Origin of the sequence: Halanaerobacter jeridensis (assembly GCF_016908315.1) — a bacterium.
Lineage (GTDB): Bacteria > Bacillota > Halanaerobiia > Halobacteroidales > Halobacteroidaceae > Halanaerobacter > Halanaerobacter jeridensis.
This window is the reverse complement of sequence record NZ_JAFBDQ010000001.1, coordinates 215270-235876: the sequence shown is the minus strand read 5'-3', so window position 1 is coordinate 235876 and position 20607 is coordinate 215270. Positions and strand designations below refer to the sequence as shown.

Genomic DNA, 20607 nt, shown 5'->3' with positions numbered 1-20607 from the left:
TTTATTTCTGCCGCTATATCACTTACTTCAATTGGGCTTTCAATCTTTGTAGTTCTGTCACTGACAATTGCTATAGATAAAGTGGTCAAAGGGGTTTTATAATTTTTCCCCTATTTATCTTCTATTAACATATGACCACGTTTTTGGTCTGTAGAATTAAAAAATTTATTAATCCCATTATTAAATTTATCAATAACTGCTTGACTTAATATTTCATCACGACTGTAATGAGTTATAATTACAAAATCATCTCCACCAATATGACCAATAAAGTCACTACTATCTCCAACATCTGATACTGACTACTTAAGTACTTTAGCTGTGAAATTTATAATTTGGTCTCCTTTTTGATAGCCATAACAATCATTATAATCTTTAAAATTATCTAAATCAATATATAAAAAAGAGAAACTTTGCGAGGCAGAAATCCTTTTTTCAATCTCTTCTTTAATGATTCTATTACCTGGTAAATTAGTTAAAGGATTGAGATTTTTAGCCTCTTCTACCTTGAATTTAGTCAATTTTTCTACCAAATCTTTAACCGATACTGTTCCAAAAAATTCATTATCTTTAGTAATAATTATAGCATCATATACATCGCTTTTTTCTCTATCCATAGCTAATTGCGACACCTCAGTAATTGGAGCCTCAACATCTATAATCAAGGGATCAGTTTTCATAATTGAAGTTACATCTTTATTAATAAAAATTGCATATCCATATCTACTTCCTAATCTAAAGTAAAATTGATCTCTCATAATTAATCCTACTGCTTGATTATTTTGCAATACTACTATACTATTTAAATTTGGGTTTGTTTTAAAATAATTTGCCACTTTTTTATTTTGAGCAGTATAATCTACTGTTTTATTTTTTTCTTGCTTTACTAAATCACCAATTGATTTCTGCATAATCCACCCCCAAAATAGCGCCACTACTTATAAATTAGATTCTTTTAAATTCCTCTTCACACCTTGCTTTAAAATTGCTTATATTTTATTATCACAGATCAATATTAAAATTCCTTTTCTATGAGATTAAATTATTGTTAAAATTATTTGAAACTTTTTATACTTTTTACTTATCTTTACAAAAAAGCCTCTAATCCTCATGAATTAGACCATGAGGATTAGATATTAAGGATATATTCAAATTTTACCGGACTAACTAATTTAAGAAATAAAAGAAATTAAAATAGTAATTAAAGACAACTGAGCAATAAAAATTAACATTCCTAACAATAAAGCTTTAGGACCTTGATCAGTTAAATCTGATACATTTATTTTTAGACCTATCCCTGCCATAGCAATTGTTAATAATATTTTACTTAAAGTTTTTAAATTTTCTACTAGACTAGTTGGTAATAAATTTAAACTACCCAACAAACTAAAAATAAAGAAGCCAACAATAAATGGAGGAATACTTACTTTCTTCTGCTGAGAGGATTCATCATTTTGAAAGAAGAAACCAAGCACTAAGACTATTGGCCCGAGCATCAATACACGACCCATCTTAACTACAGTTGCTAAGCGACCTACTTTTTCACTAACAGAGAAACCTGCTGCTACTACTTGACCTACTGCCTGCAAAGTACCACCTATCATTAAAGCACTTTTAGGAGCAGTTAATTTCAATAATCCTGTTAATAATGGTAATAAGAAAATACCAATTGTTCCTAATAAATTGACAACTCCAATCGAAAGACCAATTTCTTCTTCCTTTTCTGCTACTAAAGGAGCAGTAGCTCCAATAGCTGAAGAACCACAAATTCCATTACCAATTCCTAATAATAGACTAAAGCTTTTTGAAACACCTAATAAGCGACCTAATAAATAACTTAAAGTAATAGAACTACAAACCATAATAATTACAATTGCTATAAATTCTAATCCTAATTCTCCTAAAACTGCTAACTCTAATTTTAACCCCATTAATATAATTGCTAAAGCTAATATTTTTTTACTAGCAAACTGAATTCCTGGAGAATGTTTTTCATCTAAATTTAATGTATTCCGAATAATTAATCCTAATATAATAGCTAAGGTGACACCGCTTAAATTAGGAACCCAAGTTGCTAAATACTTACTGCCAAGACCTATTAAACAAGCTATGAAAACCCCCGGCAGATAATAAAAAAATGTCTTTCTCAATTTTCCCACTTTTCCCCCCCCCTATTTTTCTATAATCAAGAATATCTATGACTAATTATGAATAAGTGAATTATAACTACCGCTGTAGCTTTTCAACTACAACGGCAGCCACAGTCAACAGGGCAAAACATAAAACCACTCTCTAGGCATGTAATGGAAATTTTAGGGGTTTGAGATTTTGGTTTTATGTTCCTAAATAATTATTCCCTAATAACTATTACTAATTATAAACTTTAGCTTGATATTAGTAAAATAATAATTTATTATTAAATACATAAGCTATTACTTATAGGAGATGATGAAATTGAATTTACGACAATTAAGAATATTTCATTCTGTCAGTCAAGAAAAAAGTATGTCAGCAACTGCAGAAAAATTACATATAACCCAACCGGCTATCAGTCAAACAATTGCCAACCTAGAACAAGAACTTGAGGTGAAATTATTTGAAAGATTAAATCGCCGTCTTGTTCTAACTAATACGGGCCAAGTTCTATTAGATTACAGCACACGGATCCTCAATTTAGTTGAAGAAGCAGAACAAACAATTGAAGATATAAACAATTTAGAACAAGGAACACTAAGAATTGGAGCGAGTATGACTATCGGTACTTACTTATTACCTGCTATAATCAATAAATTTCATAAGCAATATCCAAAATTGAAAATAAAATTTGTCATTGATAATACAGCAGTAATTGAAAAGATGGTCTTAGAAAATGAAATTGATTTAGGCTTAGTGGAAGGTCCAACACCTAATAACAATATTATTAGAGAAGCATTTTTCGATGATCATTTACTATTAATATGCGCTGCTAATCATCACTGGGCCAAGCAAGAAATAATTAAACCATCAGCTTTAAAAGATGAAAGATTTATCATGAGAGAAAAAGGCAGTGGTACAAGAGAAGTAATTGCTAATACATTAGCTCAGTATCAATTAGATTATACTATCTATCATACCTTAAATAATATTGACGCTATTAAAAAGGCAGTTATCTCTAATATGGGAATTTCAATTTTACCGAAAATATCTATTCAACAAGAGTTAGAAAATAAAGAACTAGCAGTGGTTGAAATGGAAGGAATTCAATTTCAGCGTAAATTCAATTTTATATATCACCGTGATAAATATAAATCACAACTGTTCACAAAATTTATGAATTATGTTAAAGAAAAAAGCAAGTGAGGAAATTTAATAAATTTCTACTATCTTTTAATCATTATCATTTGGGAGCAAATTCTCATTAATTTCATCTATTACTTGCTGCGGAGACAATTCTTTTTCCCAAAAGTTTTGATATTCTTGCCCCAACATCTCTTTCAACTGAACAGTTACTGATGAATTCCTCTTAGATAATGACTCACTATCATTAGTACTTTGTGAATAATTTAATAATGTTTTTTTGATATTATCACTAACTGCAACCTCTTCTTCCCACTTTGCATAACATGGCATATAAGCTGGTAATACTTTTAACTTTTTAGCAAGATATAAACTCTGTTGATGATTGATAAATTCAGCAAATTTATAAACTGCCTTACTATGGTCATCCCCCTGATAATCCTGATGACGAAATAGAATTAACCCTGTTGTTTTAATTAAGAATTTCTTATCTAAAGCCTCATTTACTGGAACTGGTAGCAAAGTTAAACTAACTTTGCTATACCTTTTATCTTGTTGATAAAGACTATTTAATAACCAGGGAGTAACTGGAGCAATAACTCCTGCTTTACCTTGCCAAAAATGAGATAATAATTTCTGGCCCATTTTTTCTTTTGGGGCTGGGAAAACATTACTTTCTCTTAATTCGGCTAATAATTGCAAAGTATTAACTAATCTTTCACTATTAAACTGTCCATCTTCTGAAATCATTCTTGGCCCAGAAGCAGCAGCCAATAACTGAAATAATAACTCTTCATTGTCAGGAATAAAAATGATATAATGCTGAGGATTTGAGTTAGATAATTGATGAGCAACTTTAATAAATTGTTTCCAACTCCAACCTTGCTCATAAACAACATCTAAATCTAAGCTACTCTTTTCTAAAATTTCTTTATTAACTACCCAAAGTTGAGGAAAAATCAATTGTGGTAGTCCCCATAACTTTCCTTCAACATAAAAAGATTTACTTGCTGACACATGATATTTTTTTACTTCTTCTTCGGAGGTCAAGAGATTTATTGGAATCTGTAATTTAGAATTAAATAATTTTTTACCCCAGATAGAATTATAAATATCTGGCGGCTGACCATTCTCTAAACTAGTTTGTAATGCAGAACTTCCTTCTATCGGGGATAATAACTTATAACTTATATTGATATTAGGATATTTTTGTTGAAACTCAACAATTTTATCCTCTAAAAAAGATTTATAATCTCCTTCTATCCCCCATAACAATGGATAATCCCAGTAAGCAATATTATACTGTTTATTGGGATCAATTTTAGCCTCTTTATCAATTATAAATTCATCTTTTTGGTAATAGTTAAAATAATAATTCAGGCCTGCACTACTAATTGCTATGATAATTAATAGAACTAAAAAAATTAAATATTTTTTAATTCCGTTTATCCCCAATGTTCTTCACCCGTCCTTTTTAGTTAAATTTAAAATATAAAATACATTTTCATTAGCAACTAAATCATCCTTTAAACCATATATATACTTAAATTCACGCATAGCTTCTTGAGTACTACCACCATACATCCCATCCGTATAACCTGGATTAAAACCATTTTCTCTTAATTTTTCTTGTAACAATAATACATCCTGACCACTTTGTTTTGGCTTTAAAAAACGAGAAATTTTAATAGGATCTCTTGGACCAATTATTTTGACCCTAGTTCCTACCTCTACCCACTGATAAAGTTTTTTTACATCACGATTAAACATTCTAATACAGCCATGACTAGCAGCAGTACCGATTGAATGTGGTTTATTAGTGCCATGGATCCCATACTTCCCCCATGGTACATTCAGTCCCATCCATCTTTCTCCAAATCCTCCTCCCCAATGAGCATCTTTATGAACTATAGCCCATTCTCCGACAGGTGATTTAGTACTGGTCTTTCCTACAGCCACTGGAAAAGTATGAACTAATTTATTATTTTTAAAAACCTTTAACTGCTTTTGATATGCATTCACCACTAAAGAAACATTCTCTGAATCTAAATTTTTTAGATTAATTACAACTGCATTTTCTACTACTACTACACTCAATAAAATTAAAAAAATTACAACCACTATATCATCTTTCATATTCCACTCTCCTTTTTATTTAATCTATGCAAAGGTATAGTAATTTTATGTATTTTTATTATCCAAAAAATAAAACAGTGGCTTTAATGAAAGCATTAAAGCCACTGTTAAATAATAATTACAAATTTTGATTTTCACATCTAAGTTAAAGAATTAAAGCTCCTAACCAAGCAAATAAGATTAAAGGAATATTATAGTGCAAAAATGTAGGTACACAAGTATCCCAAATATGGTCATGCTGCCCATCAGCATTCAATCCTGCTGTCGGTCCTAAAGTACTATCTGAAGCTGGAGAACCAGCATCACCTAAGGCACCAGCTGTCCCAATTAAAATAATTGTAGCTAAAGGACTAAATCCTAATGCTTGCGCTAAAGGAACATAAATTGCTGCAATAATTGGAATTGTACCAAAAGAAGTCCCAATCCCCATTGTAACTAATAAACCTACAATTAACATTAAAATACCACCAATTAATTGACTACCACCAATTAAAGCATCAACAGATTGAACAATCGACTGTACTCCACCTGTAGCTCTAATTACATCACCATATCCAGCCGCAATTAACATTACAAAAGCAATTACCCCCATCATCTTAACTCCATCATCAATCAAATCATGTAGTTTATGCCAATCTACACTTCCTGTTACAACCATAATACCTAAACCTACTAAAGCACCTAATGGTAAAGAATCAATAGTTAGTTGGATTGCTAAAGCTGCTAATAAAGCTAACAAAGAAAAAATGTGTTCTATATTCCATTCTACATCATGATTAACTGAATCTACTTCTCCCTCTAAAGCCTCTGCATCATACTCACGGTCTTGATTATAAGTGATAAAGATAGCTACTAAGAGGCCTAATAACATTCCTAATACTGGAATCCAAATTACACTAGAAATCTGGCCCAAGCTAACATCCATCCCGTTAGCACTCATTTCATCACGAATGATTTTATGAAAAATAAGTCCAAATCCTGCTGGAATAGCCATATATGGAGCCTGTAGCCCAAAAGTCAAGGCTGAAGCTACTGCTCTCCGGTCTATTTTTAACTTATTAAATAGTTCTAATAACGGCGGAATTAAAATTGGAATAAAGGCAATATGAACTGGTATTAAATTTTGCGATAAACAAGCAAAAGCCCCAATTAGCAACACAAATAATTTCTTTTTATCTTTAATTAATTTACTTAGTTTACTACTTAGTAAATGGACTATACCTGTTTTTTGTACTGCTACCGCTAAAGCTCCTAATAAAATATAACTTAAAGCTGTTTCAGCATTGCCCCCCATACCATTAATTAAAGTATTCATCGTCTTAGTTAAAGTTAAACCACCTGTTAAACCACCTGCAATAGCTGCTACTAACAAAGCTAAAATTACATTTAAATTTGCTAAACTGAGTATAATCATAGTTGATACTGATACAAGTACTGGATTCATTAAAAAATTCACCTTCCCTTTTTTAATTATTTAATGTATTAAAGTAATATAAGAATAAAACAATATTATCCGGAAGCATTAGCTAAAACTGCTCCCGGATAATTAACTACAAATTTTAATTAATAAGAAGCAATTACATCATCTAATAAATCAATAGCATCTCCTACTACTTTAGGGTTATTACTTTTAGCTCCTTTAAAGTTACGTTTCTTTTCATCTTCATAAAGACCAAAACCATCTAAATCATAAGCCACCATCATTGATTTAGCTAAAGGCTGATCTACTACTAAAAACCATTCTCTAATTAACTCATGTTTTTCTGGTAAATAAATAAACTCAATATCTGGATGAGATTCAAGATCAGCATCATTCTCACCAAAGAGATACACCTTGCCTACAGTATCTGCTAAGTCTAAATAACGATCCCAAATCGCTTCTGCCCGTGATACTTTCTGAAAACCAGCATAAACAGTAGTATCAGATGCATCATCTTTATTCAATAAAACTTTCTCCATAATATAGCACATCTGCTCTAATTTAGGTATTTTAGTTTCATACTTCAAACTACTTGACTTCAATTTACTATCACTAACATCACCAGTTAAATTTTCTACTTCACCTTCTACTTCACTAAATATTTCTTCATACAGTGATACTTCTTTCATTAGTTGACACCTCCATAAAAATTTAAATATACATTTGATATTTATTAATCTTTCATTATCAACGGCATTAATATTTCAACACTATATTAAATCATAACAAGTTTTCCGTTGTCGGGGCTGATAACCCATATCGGAAATTAAAGTAACAATTCTTTCTGGAGCTAAATACTCTCCTGTATCTTTTCCTGCTGCTTGAGAAATGTTTTCATTAAATAAAGTACCGCCTAAATCATTAGCTCCCGCGCTAAGCATCAATTGAGCCAACTTTGGTCCATACTTCACCCACGAAGCTTGAATATTAGGAATATTATCTAAAAATAATCGTGCTACTGCTATCATTAACAGATCCTCTCTCCCGGTTGTTTCATTTTTCACTTGACCACTTTGCCCTAAAGACGTATTATACGGAATAAAAGATAGCGGAATAAATTCTGTAAATCCATTAGTTTCATCTTGAATATCACGAATTATTTTTAGATGTTCTATACGTTGAGGAATTGTTTCTAAATGACCATACAATATAGTAGCAGTCGACCTCAAACCTACCTGATGAGCTGCTTTAATAGCCTTAATCCAATTCTGTGTCGAAATTTTATTAGGACAAATTTTAGTTCTCACTTCTGGAACTAAAATTTCAGCTGCTGTCCCCGGCACTGAATCCAAACCAGCTTCTTTTAAAAGACGATACCCCTCTTTGAAACTTAAACTTTGCTCACGTAGAGCATGTTCTAATTCAGCAGGAGTAATACCATGTAAATGTACTTCTGGCAACTGTTCTTTAATCTTTTCAATAATTTTTAAATATGTGCTTAAATCAAATTCTGGATGCAAACCACTAACTAGACAAATTTCACTCACATTAGCTTCTTCTGCTTTATCCAAATGCTGATTTATTTCTTGAGCAGTCAATTGATAAGCATCAGAACTATTCACATCTTGATGAAAACCACAAAAAGCACAGTTATTGACACAAACATTAGTTAAATTCAAATTGTAATTAATTACATAAGTAACTCTATCTCCTACTAGCTGCTGCTTAACTTCTTCAGCAGCAGCTATAACTTGATAAATATCAGTACCTTTAACTTCTAAAAGTTCTACTGCTTCTGTAGTTGTTAATCTTCCTCCAGCTTTAACTTTTGCTAAAATCTCTTTTTGCTCTATATTCATCAAGCCAACCCTCACTTTGCAGGCAATCCCAAACTGATTTTCGAATCCATTTCTGATTTAAGTACTGCGAATAAATCGGCAATCTCTCCTGAAATTCTACTTCTGGAAATAGATTTTTTAATTCTTTTATTTTTGGCCACTGATGATCAGGATTAATATAATCTGGTGTTAAAGTTGAAACTCCTCCTAAATCATCTATAAGCTCAACTGGAATTTCTTCTAGGTCTACTAAATTAGGTGGCACTTGTACTGCAATATCTTCAGCTAAAATTTCATTAGCTAATTGCAAAGTATCAATTAAAACCTCTACTTTCGGAGTAAATAAGTGACTATTTGAAGGCGGGTCAACTGGCTGTAAAATCACTTCTTGTAGATGCCCGTACTGTTGAAATAATTTTTTAAGTTCTTCTAAACTAGCTATTCTATCTTGCCTACTCTCTCCAATCCCTAATAACAGACCTGAAGTAAAAGGGATTTTTAATTCTCCAGCGGCAGCAATAAAATCACGCCTGACTTCAAATGTTTTCGTAGGAGAATGAGTATGAGCTTTTAGATCAGCAGTTGTCTCTAACATCAATCCTAAACTCGCATTATAATTAGCCAATTCTTTCAATTCATCTTTCTCTACAACTCCAATATTTGAATGAGGTAACAGTCCCTGCTTTAAAGCTTCTTGACAGGCAGCAATCACAAAAGAAATCCAAGAATCAAATCCTGTCTTCTGCTGTAATTTTTTCTTGAAATCTGATACTTGTTCCGGTTTAGTACCACAAGTAAATAAAACTTCTTTGCAACCCGCTTCTTTAGCTTTTTGCAAAATATCTTGGATTTCATCCATAGACATAATTTTAGCTTCAGATACCGCTTCTTTAAAATGACAATAAGTACAATTATTAGCACAGACAGTTGTTAGCGGAATAAATACATTTTTAGAATATGTTACAGTCTTCATCTTATCTCCTTTTAAAAGTATTATTTATAAGCAATTTTCTACATTTTTTTATCAACGCTAATTTTTATTTTCTATATAAAACTATATATTCCTGTTTTAAATTAGAAAATAAAAAACACTAAAGATTAGAAAAATCAGTCTCTAAGCTTTAGTGCTATTGTATATATATAATATAAAATTCAATAATAATTTTCAACTCATTTCTCTAGAAGAACTTATATCTGTAATAATCTCTTCTTAAAGCTAGTATTATAATCTTCCCTTATCTTTTTTTATTTTCAGTTTTATTGGCATACATTTTTTGATCAGCTTTTTTAAAAGTCTCTTCTAATGATACTTCTTTTCTATCTTTAACAGCATAACCAATTGAAATAGAAAATATTTCAATTGAATCATTTCTCTTTAAATAATTATTTTCTTTTTCCTTAATCCGCTGAAAAATTTTGTGAGCTCCATTACCACCTGTTTGTGGTAATATTAAAGCAAACTCATCTCCTCCAATTCTTGCAGCAATATCTTCTTTTCTAATAGAATCTTTAATTATTTGAGCTGCTGTTTTAATATAATCATCACCCTTTTGATGTCCATAATTATCATTAATATATTTTAAATTATCTAAATCAGCAATTATTATAGTAATCGGCAATCTCCGACTAGAATCCAATCTTTGGATTTCATTTTCAAAATATCTCCTGTTATATAAGTCAGTCATCTTATCATGAAAAGAAAGATATTCTATTTCTTTTTCTCTTTGTTTATTTTCTGTAATATCTAGTGACGTCCCTACAATTTTTTCTACTTCTCCATCATTGATTACAGGTGTTAATTTAGTTAACCACACCCTTCTACCGGCTGGAAGATCAAGCTCTTCCTCATAACTAATACTTACTTTTTTCTTTAGACATTGTTTATAATTTTCTTCTAATTCTAAACCTAATTCTTCTCCAAAAATTTCAACTGGCGTTTTACCTTTAATATTTTCAGTTTTTAAACCAGTAGATTTTTCATGAAAAGTGTTTAAACGCTGGAATTTTAATGTTTCATTTTCAACGTTAATTAAAAATATAGCATTTTCTACGTTAGAGAAAATAGTTTCATATTCTCTAGATATTTTCCCCAATTTCAAATTACTTTTTTTCCGCTTAGAAATATCTCGTACACTAACAACTATTCTTTGGCTTTGATTGTAACTATTGATATTTAACATTCTAGCTTCATAGTATTTCTTTTCTTCATTAATTTTCAAGCTATATTCAAAAGTGACAGGTTTTTCTTCGTTAAAAAGTTCATTAATTTTAGTTTGATAGATATTATATGTCTTTCTAGATAAAAATTCTTTTATATTCTTGCTAATTGCTTCTTTTTTAGAGTAAAGAAGTTGGGATTCATCTTCTGTCCAAACATCTAGAATATCGCCTGCTTTATTTATCAAAAATATCATGTCTGGAATAGTTTCTATTACTCGCTGTAAGTTATCTCGATTACGGCGCAGTTCATTTTCTAAAATATTCTGTTCAGTAATATCTTTCGCCTGACAAAAAAGATGTTTTACATTACCTCTATTATTAAAAATAGGAGTTTTTTTAATTTTAAATAATCTACTTTCTCCTTTAAAATTTCTAACCCACTTTTCTTTTCTAAAAGTTTTCTTATCCCAAAATATATCTATATTCTCTGCAATTATTTCTTCTGCATCCTTAGCAGCGAGTATATTAAAAATATATTCATTATTGAAATTTTCCTTATTTTTTCCAAAAAATCTGGCATAACTCTCATTAACCATTTTATATGTATACGGATCCTTATAATACCATATCTGATTATCTAAATACTTAACTAGATTTTCATTAATATCGTTTTTACTAGTCTTAACTGATCTTGTTTTTTCCATTATAATTTTTACATTATTTTTTAGTTCACTTTGGTCTATAGGTTTATTTAAAAACAAATCACCATTTAGAAGCTGTTTGTTATCTTGCACTTTATCATCTGAAGCACCTGTTAAGAAAATAACAGGAATGTTATAATTGCTTTTTATTTTTTGAGCTAGTTGATAACCAGATATTTGACCAGCAAGAATTATATCGATAATTATTAATTTCGGTAAACTGGCTGAATCAATTTTTTTCATAAAATTGATTACTGTTTCAGCTTTAAAAAAACATTTTACTTTATACCCCATTTCATTCAATACATCTTTTATTATAGCTTTATCTAATTTTGCATCTTCAACCACAAATATTTCACTCATAATTCTCACTCCTTACTTAAATCAAGATCAAATATAATACAAATACTAGACTAGTAATTATATTTAAATAACAAAATAGCCAGTTAATAAATCACTGGCTATTTAATGCTGAGGCAGACCTGACAATCTTAGAGTTTATCCTTAAATTCAGGTTTTTGCGTCACAACCTTTCGATTGTTTTGCTATTAAATTAAATATATTTATTTTTTAATTATTATCTATTTTATATAATTTATAATACAAATTATATCATCAAAAATCATATTAGTAAATAAAAATAGTAAAATCATAATCTGGTGGGACTAGCAGGATTTGAACCTGCGACCTGCAGATTAGGAGTCTGCTGCTCTATCCAGCTGAGCTATAGTCCCAAATAAAATAAGGATATTAATAATTTTCCGCTTTCTCTTCTTTCATTTTTTGTTTTTCTGCATACATTTTTTCATCAGCAATAGTGATTAATTCTTCTACCGAAATCTCTTGCTGTCCTTTATATTCTGCAATACCATGACTAGCAGATATTTGATAAGGTTTATTAGTTTTTTGATTAATTAGTCTAAACTTATTCCTAATTCTCTGCCAAATTTTATCAGCAAGTTCAACATCACATTGAGGAAAACAAATTAAAAACTCATCCCCTCCTAATCTAATTAATTTATCACTAGTTCTAATCTCACGACTAACGGTCATAGCAACTAATTTAATCAATCTATCTCCTTCTTTATGACCATAATTATCATTAACTGTCTTTAGATTGTTAACATCAACAAAACAGACTGATAATTTCTCTCCACTTGCTAATTTTCTTTTTTCTTCCTCTAATATTTGCAGACCTATATGTCGATTATAAACTCCCGTTAAAGCATCATAATAAGCTCGGTCTTTTAATCGTTCTTTAGCCTCCTTACGTTCAGTAATATCAGTCACTATTCCATCTAATCTGATAACTTCTTTAGAATAATTTCTAACTGGAATCGTATACTCTTCTACCCAACGCACTTCTCCATTTTTCTTAACAATTCTATATTCAAACTGCAAATGTTCTTCTCCGGTTTCTTTTTTCTTTAGCAACTCTTCTTTTTTCTCAATAATTTCTTCATCCTCAGGATAAATAACTTCTGATAACAAATTAGAATCATCATAAAATTCTTGGGTTTGATATCCATATACTTTAGTACAAGAACCTGAAATTTCAATTATATCTCCATCTTCTACATTTAAAGAGAAAAAAACAATATTGTTATGGGCAAATATATTTTCTAGCTTTTCTTTAGTTCGTTTTAGTTCAGTTTCAATCTCTTTTTGGAAACTAATATCTTGATAAGTACCAGTTACCCGCAACATTTCACCTTCATTATCTCTTTGAATAACTTCTCCTCGGTCTAAAATCCATTTCCAACCTTCATTAACTTTCCATCTATATTCAGCTTGATAAAAATCAGTCTTATTCAATTCTTCAGTTAATTTTTTTATTACTTCATCTCTATCTTGAGGGTGAATTCGTTTTTTTAAAGTAGTTAAATAATTGCTAATTATATTTGAATTAAAACCCAATTTCTCCATAAAATCAGAACTGCAGCGCACTTTATCTTTCTTTACATTCCAGTCCCAAATTCCGATGCGAGATCCTTGTACAGCACACCGCAGACGTTCTTCTTCAATTTCTAATTCTTCTTTTATTTCCCTATATTTGACAACATAAATCAATAATAAAACTATTATTATAACTAACAAAATAATAGTAACAGTGATAAACCAAAATGTTTTTTGATTTTTTTGATAAAAGTATTGGGGCGAATTAATAATTTTATTTTTAGACGGCAATTTATTAAAACTCACATTATACTCTTTTAATTTATTATAATCAAACATATACTTTGTAGAATTTATCATATTTAAAGCCGCAGTATTTTCTCCCTTTAATAACTTCAAAGCCAAATGAGCTGCATTTTCTCCTTCTTGATAATTATTAATTAACTTTCCACCTATTATCCCATAGTCCAAATAAAAACTCCAACTACTATAAATAGGACTATTACTATAATCGACTAAATCTTGAGCTACAGCACGCAAAGTAATGTATTGATTATCATCTCCTCGCGAAATTTTACCTAAATATATAATATTATTAGTTCCTAGCTGATCTATTTTTTTCTTGATTTCTTGAGTATTATTTACTTGATAAACTTGATATTTGTTAGCTGCAATACTATCATTAGTTGCTACTTGTTCTTCAAAAAATTTACGATTGCTTGTCCCACTAGAATTATTAGCAAAAAAAGCAACTAACTGCTCGCGCTTAGGATGTAATTTTAAAGCTAATTCCACAGTACTGTTAATATCAAGTTTTTCATTATTACCATAATAATGACTATTAGCATCAATAAGAGCTCCAATATTTTTATTGATACTACAAAATACAATTGGGGTTTGTTTAAACAATTGCTCTTGATAATCCTTCACAAAGTTAAATGCATTGCTATTGACCGCAATAACTAAATCTATATTTTTAGTACTATATTTATGCTTATATAATTGGTATAAACTTTGGAAATGTTTTTTCTCAAATCCTCTCTTACTATCCATATATTCTAGATGAAGATTAATCTTTTGCTCAGCAAAACTATCTTTAATACCTTGCTGTACTTTTTTAGTTTCTATATAATCTTGATGAAATGAATGTAAAACCAGTACATTATCTTTGGCAAAAGCAGAAACAGTAAAGAAAAAACAAACCCCAATTAATATAGTGGTGATTAATCCATAATTTAATTTTTTTATTTTAGATTGCACCTAAATCACCCAACTTTATAATAGAATAAATTAATCATTTATTTCTATACTGCTCTAAATCTATAATCTTTTTTTCTTCTGAGCCTCCTATTTTATCTTGCTCAGTTTTATCATCTTCTCCTAATTCATCTAAAGTATTAAATATTTCATCAAAAAACTTTTCAAGGTCTTGTTCATCAATATCCTCAGGCAAGTCTTCTGACATTAAAATCTCTGCTTCAGGCTCTAAAAAATTATATAAGTCGCGTTCTTCCTGAGATAATTTTTGCTTTAAATTTTGTTTAGATCTTTTCTTCTTTTGTTGTATATTTTCAAAAACTAATTTATCTTTTGGCGATAAACGTTCTTTTATTTTCTCATTATACATTTGCTGTAAAAAGAATTTAGTTTCAATTAATTCATTTAATTCCCAATTTCCCACTAATATTTGTTCAAACTCTTCTACCAAATCATCCATTTGTAATAACGCAATTAAATTATCACATTCAATCTTCTCTCCATTTGGAAAAGTTATCTCTATTTTATTACTATTAGGTCTTGTCATAAATATCCCCTCTATTAAAATAAATTTTAAATATCATATATCTATTTCTTTATAATATCTATTTTACCTTTTTTTAAACAAAATATTTTATCAATCGAAATTTAATTTAATCTTTAAAATTTTTAAGAAATAATAATTAAACCCAAAATAATTTAAATTATTTAACTATTTTTAATAATAATCCAATATTTTCGGAGTTGAATTCAGAATTGCTTTCAATTATAATATAATTGAAGTTGATAGTGAAGAAATAAAAAAATAAGTATTGGAGGTGATTTTGTATGTTCGATTTAATGACTTCCAATAATAAGAAAGGTCAAGTATCTAAGCAAAATCGTCAACCTAGGGACTTATTTTCCAGTGTTTTAGAAGATTTCATGGACTTAAATGATATCACCGGTTTCAAAACTGATATTAAGGAAACAGACGATGCTTATACGATCGAAGCTGAATTACCTGGTATGGATAAAGAAAATATTGACCTAGAATTAAACAATAACTATCTCACTATCACTGCAGACAATGAAGAAGTAATTGAAGAAGAAAAAGATAATTATATCCGTAAGGAACGCAGAACTGGAAAATATCAACGCAGTTTCCGATTAAGTAACGTTAAGCAAGATGAAATAGAAGCAGAATACAATGATGGAATTTTGGAAGTCAATCTACCTAAACTTGAAGATGATAAAGAAAAACGAAAAACTATCGATATTAAATAAAAACAATCTTGGTAACAAATCCGTCTCCATAAAATGGAGACGGATTTTTTAATTATAAGTGCTCATCTAATAACTGGTACAGTTAAACCACCTTGTGGTAATACAATTGAAGTATAGTCATCATATTTTTGATTAATTTCTTTTAGCACTTGCTCAAGATTATCCATTTTAGTAGCAAACATCATTTCAGTATTTTCCTGAGAAAAATCAGATAATAATATAAAATCTTTCTCTAATACAACTTTACTAATCGCAAATGCTTTATGACCACCAAGAATGAATTTTTCTCTAATTCGTTCAACGTTATCTTTAGGTTCTTCAGCTTCAGTCAGCCACTCTTCAAAGGTCTCCTCACCTAATCCATTTCTACATTCCGCTAACAAAACAATCGTTCCGCCTTCTTTAACTACTCCATCTGCATTATCTAAAGCCTTCTGAGCTTGATAAATATTAATATCTTTTGGATATCCTCCTGCGCTCACTATAGCTACATCAACCTTATCTTCTAATTCAACATGATACATTTCAGCTGAAGTTCTAACCCCTTTTAGCCATGCATTTTCTAAATCTCCAGCTACTACTTCTACTATCTCTTGTTGACTATTTGTCACTACATTTAATATAAAATCTACTCCAGCTAATTTAGCCCCTTCAATCATTTCTTGACTAATCGGATTTTCTTCAATTGCTGGTAAATCACCAATTAAATTTACCATCCGTGAATGATTAAATTGAATAGTATCTCTCCCTGCTACCCCAGGCAAAATTGATTTTCTCCCCCCAGAAAATCCAGCAAAATAATGGGGAGTGATCACACCTGTTGTAATTAATAAATCAGCATCTAAAACTTCTTGATTTAAATATAATTGATTACCAGAACTCAGTTCCCCTAAATCAGCTAAATTTTGATCAGGATCATGAGAAACCAAACGATAGTTATCTACTATTTCATCTCCAAAAATCCTGCGATTTTGTTCTTCTGTATTTGGGTCATGAATTCCTGTAGCAATAATTAAAGAAATCTCATCTTTTGTTACTCCCTGTTGATGTAACTCCTCTAATAATGGAGGCAACATAACCTTATAAGGAGTTGCCCGGCTGACATCATTAACAATAATCACTACACTATCAGGATTTTTTTCTGTTACTAATTCCTTTAGTGGAGCAGAATCAATAGGATTCTTTAACTTCTTTTCAATCTTTTGTTGTGGCGTCTTTACCCCCTCTTTTTCATTAGGACGAAGCACTTGCGGTTGCGATAATCTATCTAAGTCAAGCTCTACTTTTTCAGAACCATATTTTAATTTCATAATTAACTTCTCACTCCTCTACTTTTAGAATTAAATTAAAGATTAATAACTTTATTATAAACTTCAACTGCTTCTTTTGCCATCTCTTCAATTGAATTATCTTGGGCATACTGATAAGCATTTTGCGACATCTCTTCTAGTAATTCCTGACTTCTAATTAACTTAGTTACTTTCTCTGACCACTGATTAATATCTTCAGGTACTTTATATCCATTATAACCATTCTTAATTACATCATCTATACCACTGGACCTAACTGCTACTACAGGTGTAGCCCCAGCCATTGCTTCTAATAATACCATACCTTGAGTTTCTGATTTAGAAGCAAATACAAAGAGATCTGCCATATTATAATACTTACTAATCTCTTGATGGTCTATTGTTCCAATCAACTGAACATAGTCTGTCAACTGATTATCAATAATATATTGTTCTAAGTTTTCTTTTTCTGAACCATCTCCTGCAATCAAGCATTTAAAATTTAATGTGGTTGTTTCTTTAATATGTTGCAAAGCTTCAATTAAAAAATAGAGATTCTTTTCTTTAGACAATCTAGATACAGATAGCAATAATACTTCATTATCACTTTTATATTTGTTCTGGAGTTGATCTATTTCATTTTGAGATACCTGATAGTCATCAAAATCAACTCCAGTAGGCAATACTTCAATATGCCTACTAACTCCAATATTACGGAGATACTCTTTAGCAGTCCCTGTTGGAGCGAACACTGCATCTGAACGATTAGCAGCTTTCTTAATAATATAATGAGCAATTCTATTTTCAAATAACTTTTTAAAAATCATAAAATCGGGCAAATAATGAGAATATTTTTCTAATCTTGTATGATAAGTTAATACCCGCGGAAGATCATATTCTTCAGCTAAAGATAAACCTTTAGAGCCTAGCCAAATTGGGTGATGCGAATGTACTAAATCAAAATCTAATTCAGCAAATTTTTCTTCTATATCATTAGAAAAAATATTAACAATTGGTAATTCCATTCCATTTTGTTCTTTATGCATTAAAGTCTTACATCTAATTACCTTATCTTCATCCTGCTTATCATTCTGAGGATATTCAGGAGCAAAAATATAAACCTCATGACCTAATTTTCGCAGTCCTTTGCTTAATCTTTCAATTGAAATAGGAACTCCGCCAATAAAAGGAAAATAATTGTTAGTAAAAATAGCTATTTTTAACTTCTCTTTATGCAGTTTATTATCAGCTGAATTAAATTCACGATAATAATCCACTTCACGTCTTAATTCTAAATAGAACATGAAAGCAACCATAAAGATAATTACTAATATTAACAATACTGTAGTATAATTAGTATACATAAAAGACTGCAAGAAAATCCAAACATTTTCTAGAAATTTAGCAACTTCAGGATTTAAAAACCCAAATTCTTTAGTCACTTCTTTTATCTGATAATTAATTCCTTGGGGGGTTACATTAACTTTTAAATAGTGGTAAAAGCTTTTTGGGTTATCTAAAATCATAGTTCCCCCCGCACCACCTGTAATAAAATAAGGTACTTTCTTAAAAATTTCTTTTTCGTAAATCTCTAAGTTAGAAGAAAATACACTAGTTACATTATATTTAGCAAATATTTCTTTATAATATTCTCTTTCTTGCTCTTTTTGAACATATTTAGTTTCTTCATCTAATAGATAGTCAACATTAACCTTAAAAGGTGGTCGATTCATAATTACAAATCGTTTATCATAGAGTAAAGAAGTCTCTAGTTCTCCCTTTAACCATGTCTTTTGCCATGGTTTAGGACTATGTCCCGTTGTATCAATAAAAATAAAATAAGAATCATCCACCTGAAAAGAAAAATAAAAAGGCCCAAAGTATTTATAATAATTTTTATACCCTTCTTCTTTAACTTCATTTTCACCTACTCCCGTAATAAACGGGACTTTCATGTCAGATAGAGTACGATATAAAACTCGATATTTCCCCTCACCACTATCTACTACATTATTTCCAGTAGAAATTATAAAATCAACTTCATCTTTATGAATTTTAGGCAAAATCTTTTTATCAAAAATTGTAATAGAGTTTTTAATATTCCCCAGTACTATAAAGGAAAAAGACTCTTTATCATCTACTGTTTTTTTGACCTTCTCTATATTTTTTAAATTAACTGCATTAAAATTTTGAATAGAACGAGGTGCATAAACTCTATAAGAAATAATAATTATTAAAATTAAAATACTACTTGCTAATATCACCTTCGCTTTATTACTCACTTACTTTATCCCCCTTGATGAAACCAGTAAAAAATAATATCATACCGATTAACATCCCAATATATTTTGTTAAAAATCTCCAAGCAAATATCAAAGGGACTATATCACTAGATTGTACAAATCGAGCAAACAATAGTGAATAGCTACCTTCAGCTACTCCAGTAGCACCTGGAGTAGGGGCAAAATACATAGAAAAAACAACTATTACCTGCATTAAAATTATAGATAAAGGTGCAACTTCATAACCTAATCCTTGAATTAGAATTACCGAAAAAGAAAATTCAGCTAATAGAAACAATAAAGTAGCTAAAATAGTAGCAATAATATCTTTTCTTCTACCTCTTAAAAAATAATTTAAATTATCACTAAAAATATCAATTTCCTCAAATAAGTTCTGACATAATTCACGGAATTTTTCTTTAGAGATAATATTTTTATGCTTAATAAAACGCAAAAAATTATATACAATCTTTTTTAATAGTCTATTTTTAAATATAACTATATAGAAAAAAGTAAAATAAAGTACTGAAAACAAAGATATATAAAATAGAACTGTCTGCTTAGGAAAAACTTGTGTGAATTCTTGCTCAGTTAAAATGATTAAGGGGGTCGTAATAAAAAAGAACATGGTAGCTAAAACAGTCCTGATAGTAGTTGCAGCAGTAGCATTACCTAAAGAAATCCCTCTTTTATTTAAAAAATAAATCTGAACAAAACCCCCGCCTGTAGCAAAAGGAGTCACATTAGAAATAAACAAATTAATAAATACCAATTTTACTATATGCTTAAAATCAATATCAGTATTTAAAGTTTTTAATACATAATAAAGTCTTAAACCATCAAAAGTAAAGTAAAATAGTAATAACAACAATAGACCTGAAAAAACAGATAAAGAATAAGACTTAAAAATAGCAAAATTAGAATTAGCCCCAAATATTTTATAAACAATATATAAAGATAATCCTGATAGAGCAATAAAGACCAATAAATATATAGAATAACTGAGTAAATTTTTATTATTTGTTCTTTCAGATTGCAATTTATCCTGTTCGTTATTTGAATAACTCATTTTTAGCTCCTTCTAAT

At 29.7% G+C, this 20607-nt stretch carries 16 protein-coding genes, 1 tRNA gene and 1 riboswitch; of the genes, 2 read left to right on the top strand and 15 right to left on the bottom strand.

What is annotated here, in order from left to right; all coding sequences use genetic code 11:
* Positions 1-302: 302 nt before the first annotated feature.
* Complete coding sequence (locus tag JOC47_RS01215; RefSeq protein WP_204700133.1) at positions 303-911, bottom strand: diguanylate cyclase domain-containing protein; 609 nt, start codon at positions 909-911, stop codon at positions 303-305.
* A 261-nt stretch (positions 912-1172) separates the two neighbouring features.
* Positions 1173-2159 carry a YeiH family protein gene (locus JOC47_RS01210; protein WP_338035291.1) on the bottom strand — a complete coding sequence of 329 codons (987 nt, stop codon included), beginning with the start codon at positions 2157-2159 and terminating at the stop codon, positions 1173-1175.
* 295 nt (positions 2160-2454) lie between these two features.
* On the opposite strand from JOC47_RS01210, the gene JOC47_RS01205 reads away from it, so the two are divergent.
* The gene (locus JOC47_RS01205) at positions 2455-3339 is read left to right on the top strand and encodes a selenium metabolism-associated LysR family transcriptional regulator (protein ID WP_204700132.1); all 885 of its coding nucleotides are present in this window, start codon (positions 2455-2457) and stop codon (positions 3337-3339) included.
* 27 nt (positions 3340-3366) lie between these two features.
* On the opposite strand, the gene JOC47_RS01200 is transcribed toward JOC47_RS01205, so the two are convergent.
* The 10 genes from JOC47_RS01200 to JOC47_RS01155 all read right to left on the bottom strand — a co-directional run bounded on the left by JOC47_RS01200 (position 3367) and on the right by JOC47_RS01155 (position 15231).
* Positions 3367-4731 carry an ABC transporter substrate-binding protein gene (locus tag JOC47_RS01200; RefSeq protein WP_204700131.1) on the bottom strand — a complete coding sequence of 455 codons (1365 nt, stop codon included), beginning with the start codon at positions 4729-4731 and terminating at the stop codon, positions 3367-3369.
* A gap of 6 nt (positions 4732-4737) precedes the next feature.
* On the bottom strand, positions 4738-5412 hold the full coding sequence (locus JOC47_RS01195; RefSeq protein ID WP_204700130.1) for a L,D-transpeptidase family protein: 675 nt from the start codon (positions 5410-5412) through the stop codon (positions 4738-4740).
* 145 nt (positions 5413-5557) lie between these two features.
* On the bottom strand, positions 5558-6856 hold the full coding sequence (locus JOC47_RS01190) for a Na+/H+ antiporter family protein (protein WP_204700129.1): 1299 nt from the start codon (positions 6854-6856) through the stop codon (positions 5558-5560).
* 119 nt (positions 6857-6975) lie between these two features.
* Positions 6976-7521, bottom strand: a complete 546-nt coding sequence (locus JOC47_RS01185; RefSeq protein ID WP_204700128.1) for a DICT sensory domain-containing protein — start codon at positions 7519-7521, stop codon at positions 6976-6978.
* 81 nt (positions 7522-7602) lie between these two features.
* Entirely contained in the window at positions 7603-8691 is a 1089-nt protein-coding gene (gene cofH / locus JOC47_RS01180; RefSeq protein ID WP_204700127.1) for a 7,8-didemethyl-8-hydroxy-5-deazariboflavin synthase subunit CofH, read from the bottom strand.
* The gene (gene cofG / locus JOC47_RS01175; RefSeq protein WP_204700126.1) at positions 8654-9643 is read right to left on the bottom strand and encodes a 7,8-didemethyl-8-hydroxy-5-deazariboflavin synthase subunit CofG; all 990 of its coding nucleotides are present in this window, start codon (positions 9641-9643) and stop codon (positions 8654-8656) included. The genes cofH and cofG overlap by 38 nt, the downstream gene beginning before the upstream one ends.
* Before the next feature lie 262 nt (positions 9644-9905).
* Positions 9906-11894 (bottom strand): diguanylate cyclase, encoded by a 1989-nt coding sequence (locus JOC47_RS01170; protein ID WP_204700125.1) that lies wholly within the window; start codon positions 11892-11894, stop codon positions 9906-9908.
* 109 nt (positions 11895-12003) lie between these two features.
* Positions 12004-12088, bottom strand: a riboswitch (cyclic di-GMP riboswitch).
* Between the two features lie 100 nt (positions 12089-12188).
* Positions 12189-12265, bottom strand: a tRNA-Arg gene (locus tag JOC47_RS01165).
* 16 nt (positions 12266-12281) lie between these two features.
* A complete protein-coding gene (locus tag JOC47_RS01160; protein ID WP_204700124.1) occupies positions 12282-14687 on the bottom strand; it encodes an ABC transporter substrate binding protein in 2406 nt (801 codons plus the stop codon).
* 34 nt (positions 14688-14721) lie between these two features.
* Positions 14722-15231 (bottom strand): hypothetical protein, encoded by a 510-nt coding sequence (locus JOC47_RS01155; protein WP_204700123.1) that lies wholly within the window; start codon positions 15229-15231, stop codon positions 14722-14724.
* A gap of 281 nt (positions 15232-15512) precedes the next feature.
* On the opposite strand from JOC47_RS01155, the gene JOC47_RS01150 reads away from it, so the two are divergent.
* Positions 15513-15950, top strand: a complete 438-nt coding sequence (locus JOC47_RS01150; RefSeq protein ID WP_204700122.1) for an Hsp20/alpha crystallin family protein — start codon at positions 15513-15515, stop codon at positions 15948-15950.
* 62 nt (positions 15951-16012) lie between these two features.
* On the opposite strand, the gene larAH6 is transcribed toward JOC47_RS01150, so the two are convergent.
* From larAH6 to JOC47_RS01135, 3 genes are read right to left on the bottom strand one after another with little or no spacing between them, the layout of a single operon-like run.
* Positions 16013-17260 (bottom strand): nickel-dependent malate racemase, LarAH6 family, encoded by a 1248-nt coding sequence (gene larAH6 / locus JOC47_RS01145; RefSeq protein ID WP_204700121.1) that lies wholly within the window; start codon positions 17258-17260, stop codon positions 16013-16015.
* 35 nt (positions 17261-17295) lie between these two features.
* Entirely contained in the window at positions 17296-19521 is a 2226-nt protein-coding gene (locus JOC47_RS15850; RefSeq protein ID WP_204700120.1) for a glycosyltransferase, read from the bottom strand.
* Positions 19514-20590 carry a lysylphosphatidylglycerol synthase transmembrane domain-containing protein gene (locus JOC47_RS01135; protein WP_204700119.1) on the bottom strand — a complete coding sequence of 359 codons (1077 nt, stop codon included), beginning with the start codon at positions 20588-20590 and terminating at the stop codon, positions 19514-19516. Before JOC47_RS01135 ends, JOC47_RS15850 begins: the two co-directional genes overlap by 8 nt.
* Positions 20591-20607 lie beyond the last annotated feature (17 nt).

Bases quoted from the DNA above. Each gene is read 5' to 3' on its own strand.
- JOC47_RS01215 (WP_204700133.1), bottom strand. From the start codon at position 911: ATGCAGAAATCAATTGGTGATTTAGTAAAGCAAGAAAAAAATAAAACA.
- JOC47_RS01195 (WP_204700130.1), bottom strand. From the start codon at position 5,412: ATGAAAGATGATATAGTGGTTGTAATTTTTTTAATTTTATTGAGTGTA.
- JOC47_RS01190 (WP_204700129.1), bottom strand. From the start codon at position 6,856: ATGAATCCAGTACTTGTATCAGTATCAACTATGATTATACTCAGTTTA.
- JOC47_RS01185 (WP_204700128.1), bottom strand. From the start codon at position 7,521: ATGAAAGAAGTATCACTGTATGAAGAAATATTTAGTGAAGTAGAAGGT.
- cofH (WP_204700127.1), bottom strand. From the start codon at position 8,691: ATGAATATAGAGCAAAAAGAGATTTTAGCAAAAGTTAAAGCTGGAGGA.
- cofG (WP_204700126.1), bottom strand. From the start codon at position 9,643: ATGAAGACTGTAACATATTCTAAAAATGTATTTATTCCGCTAACAACT.
- JOC47_RS01170 (WP_204700125.1), bottom strand. From the start codon at position 11,894: ATGAGTGAAATATTTGTGGTTGAAGATGCAAAATTAGATAAAGCTATA.
- JOC47_RS01155 (WP_204700123.1), bottom strand. From the start codon at position 15,231: ATGACAAGACCTAATAGTAATAAAATAGAGATAACTTTTCCAAATGGA.
- JOC47_RS01150 (WP_204700122.1), top strand. From the start codon at position 15,513: ATGTTCGATTTAATGACTTCCAATAATAAGAAAGGTCAAGTATCTAAG.
- larAH6 (WP_204700121.1), bottom strand. From the start codon at position 17,260: ATGAAATTAAAATATGGTTCTGAAAAAGTAGAGCTTGACTTAGATAGA.
- JOC47_RS01135 (WP_204700119.1), bottom strand. From the start codon at position 20,590: ATGAGTTATTCAAATAACGAACAGGATAAATTGCAATCTGAAAGAACA.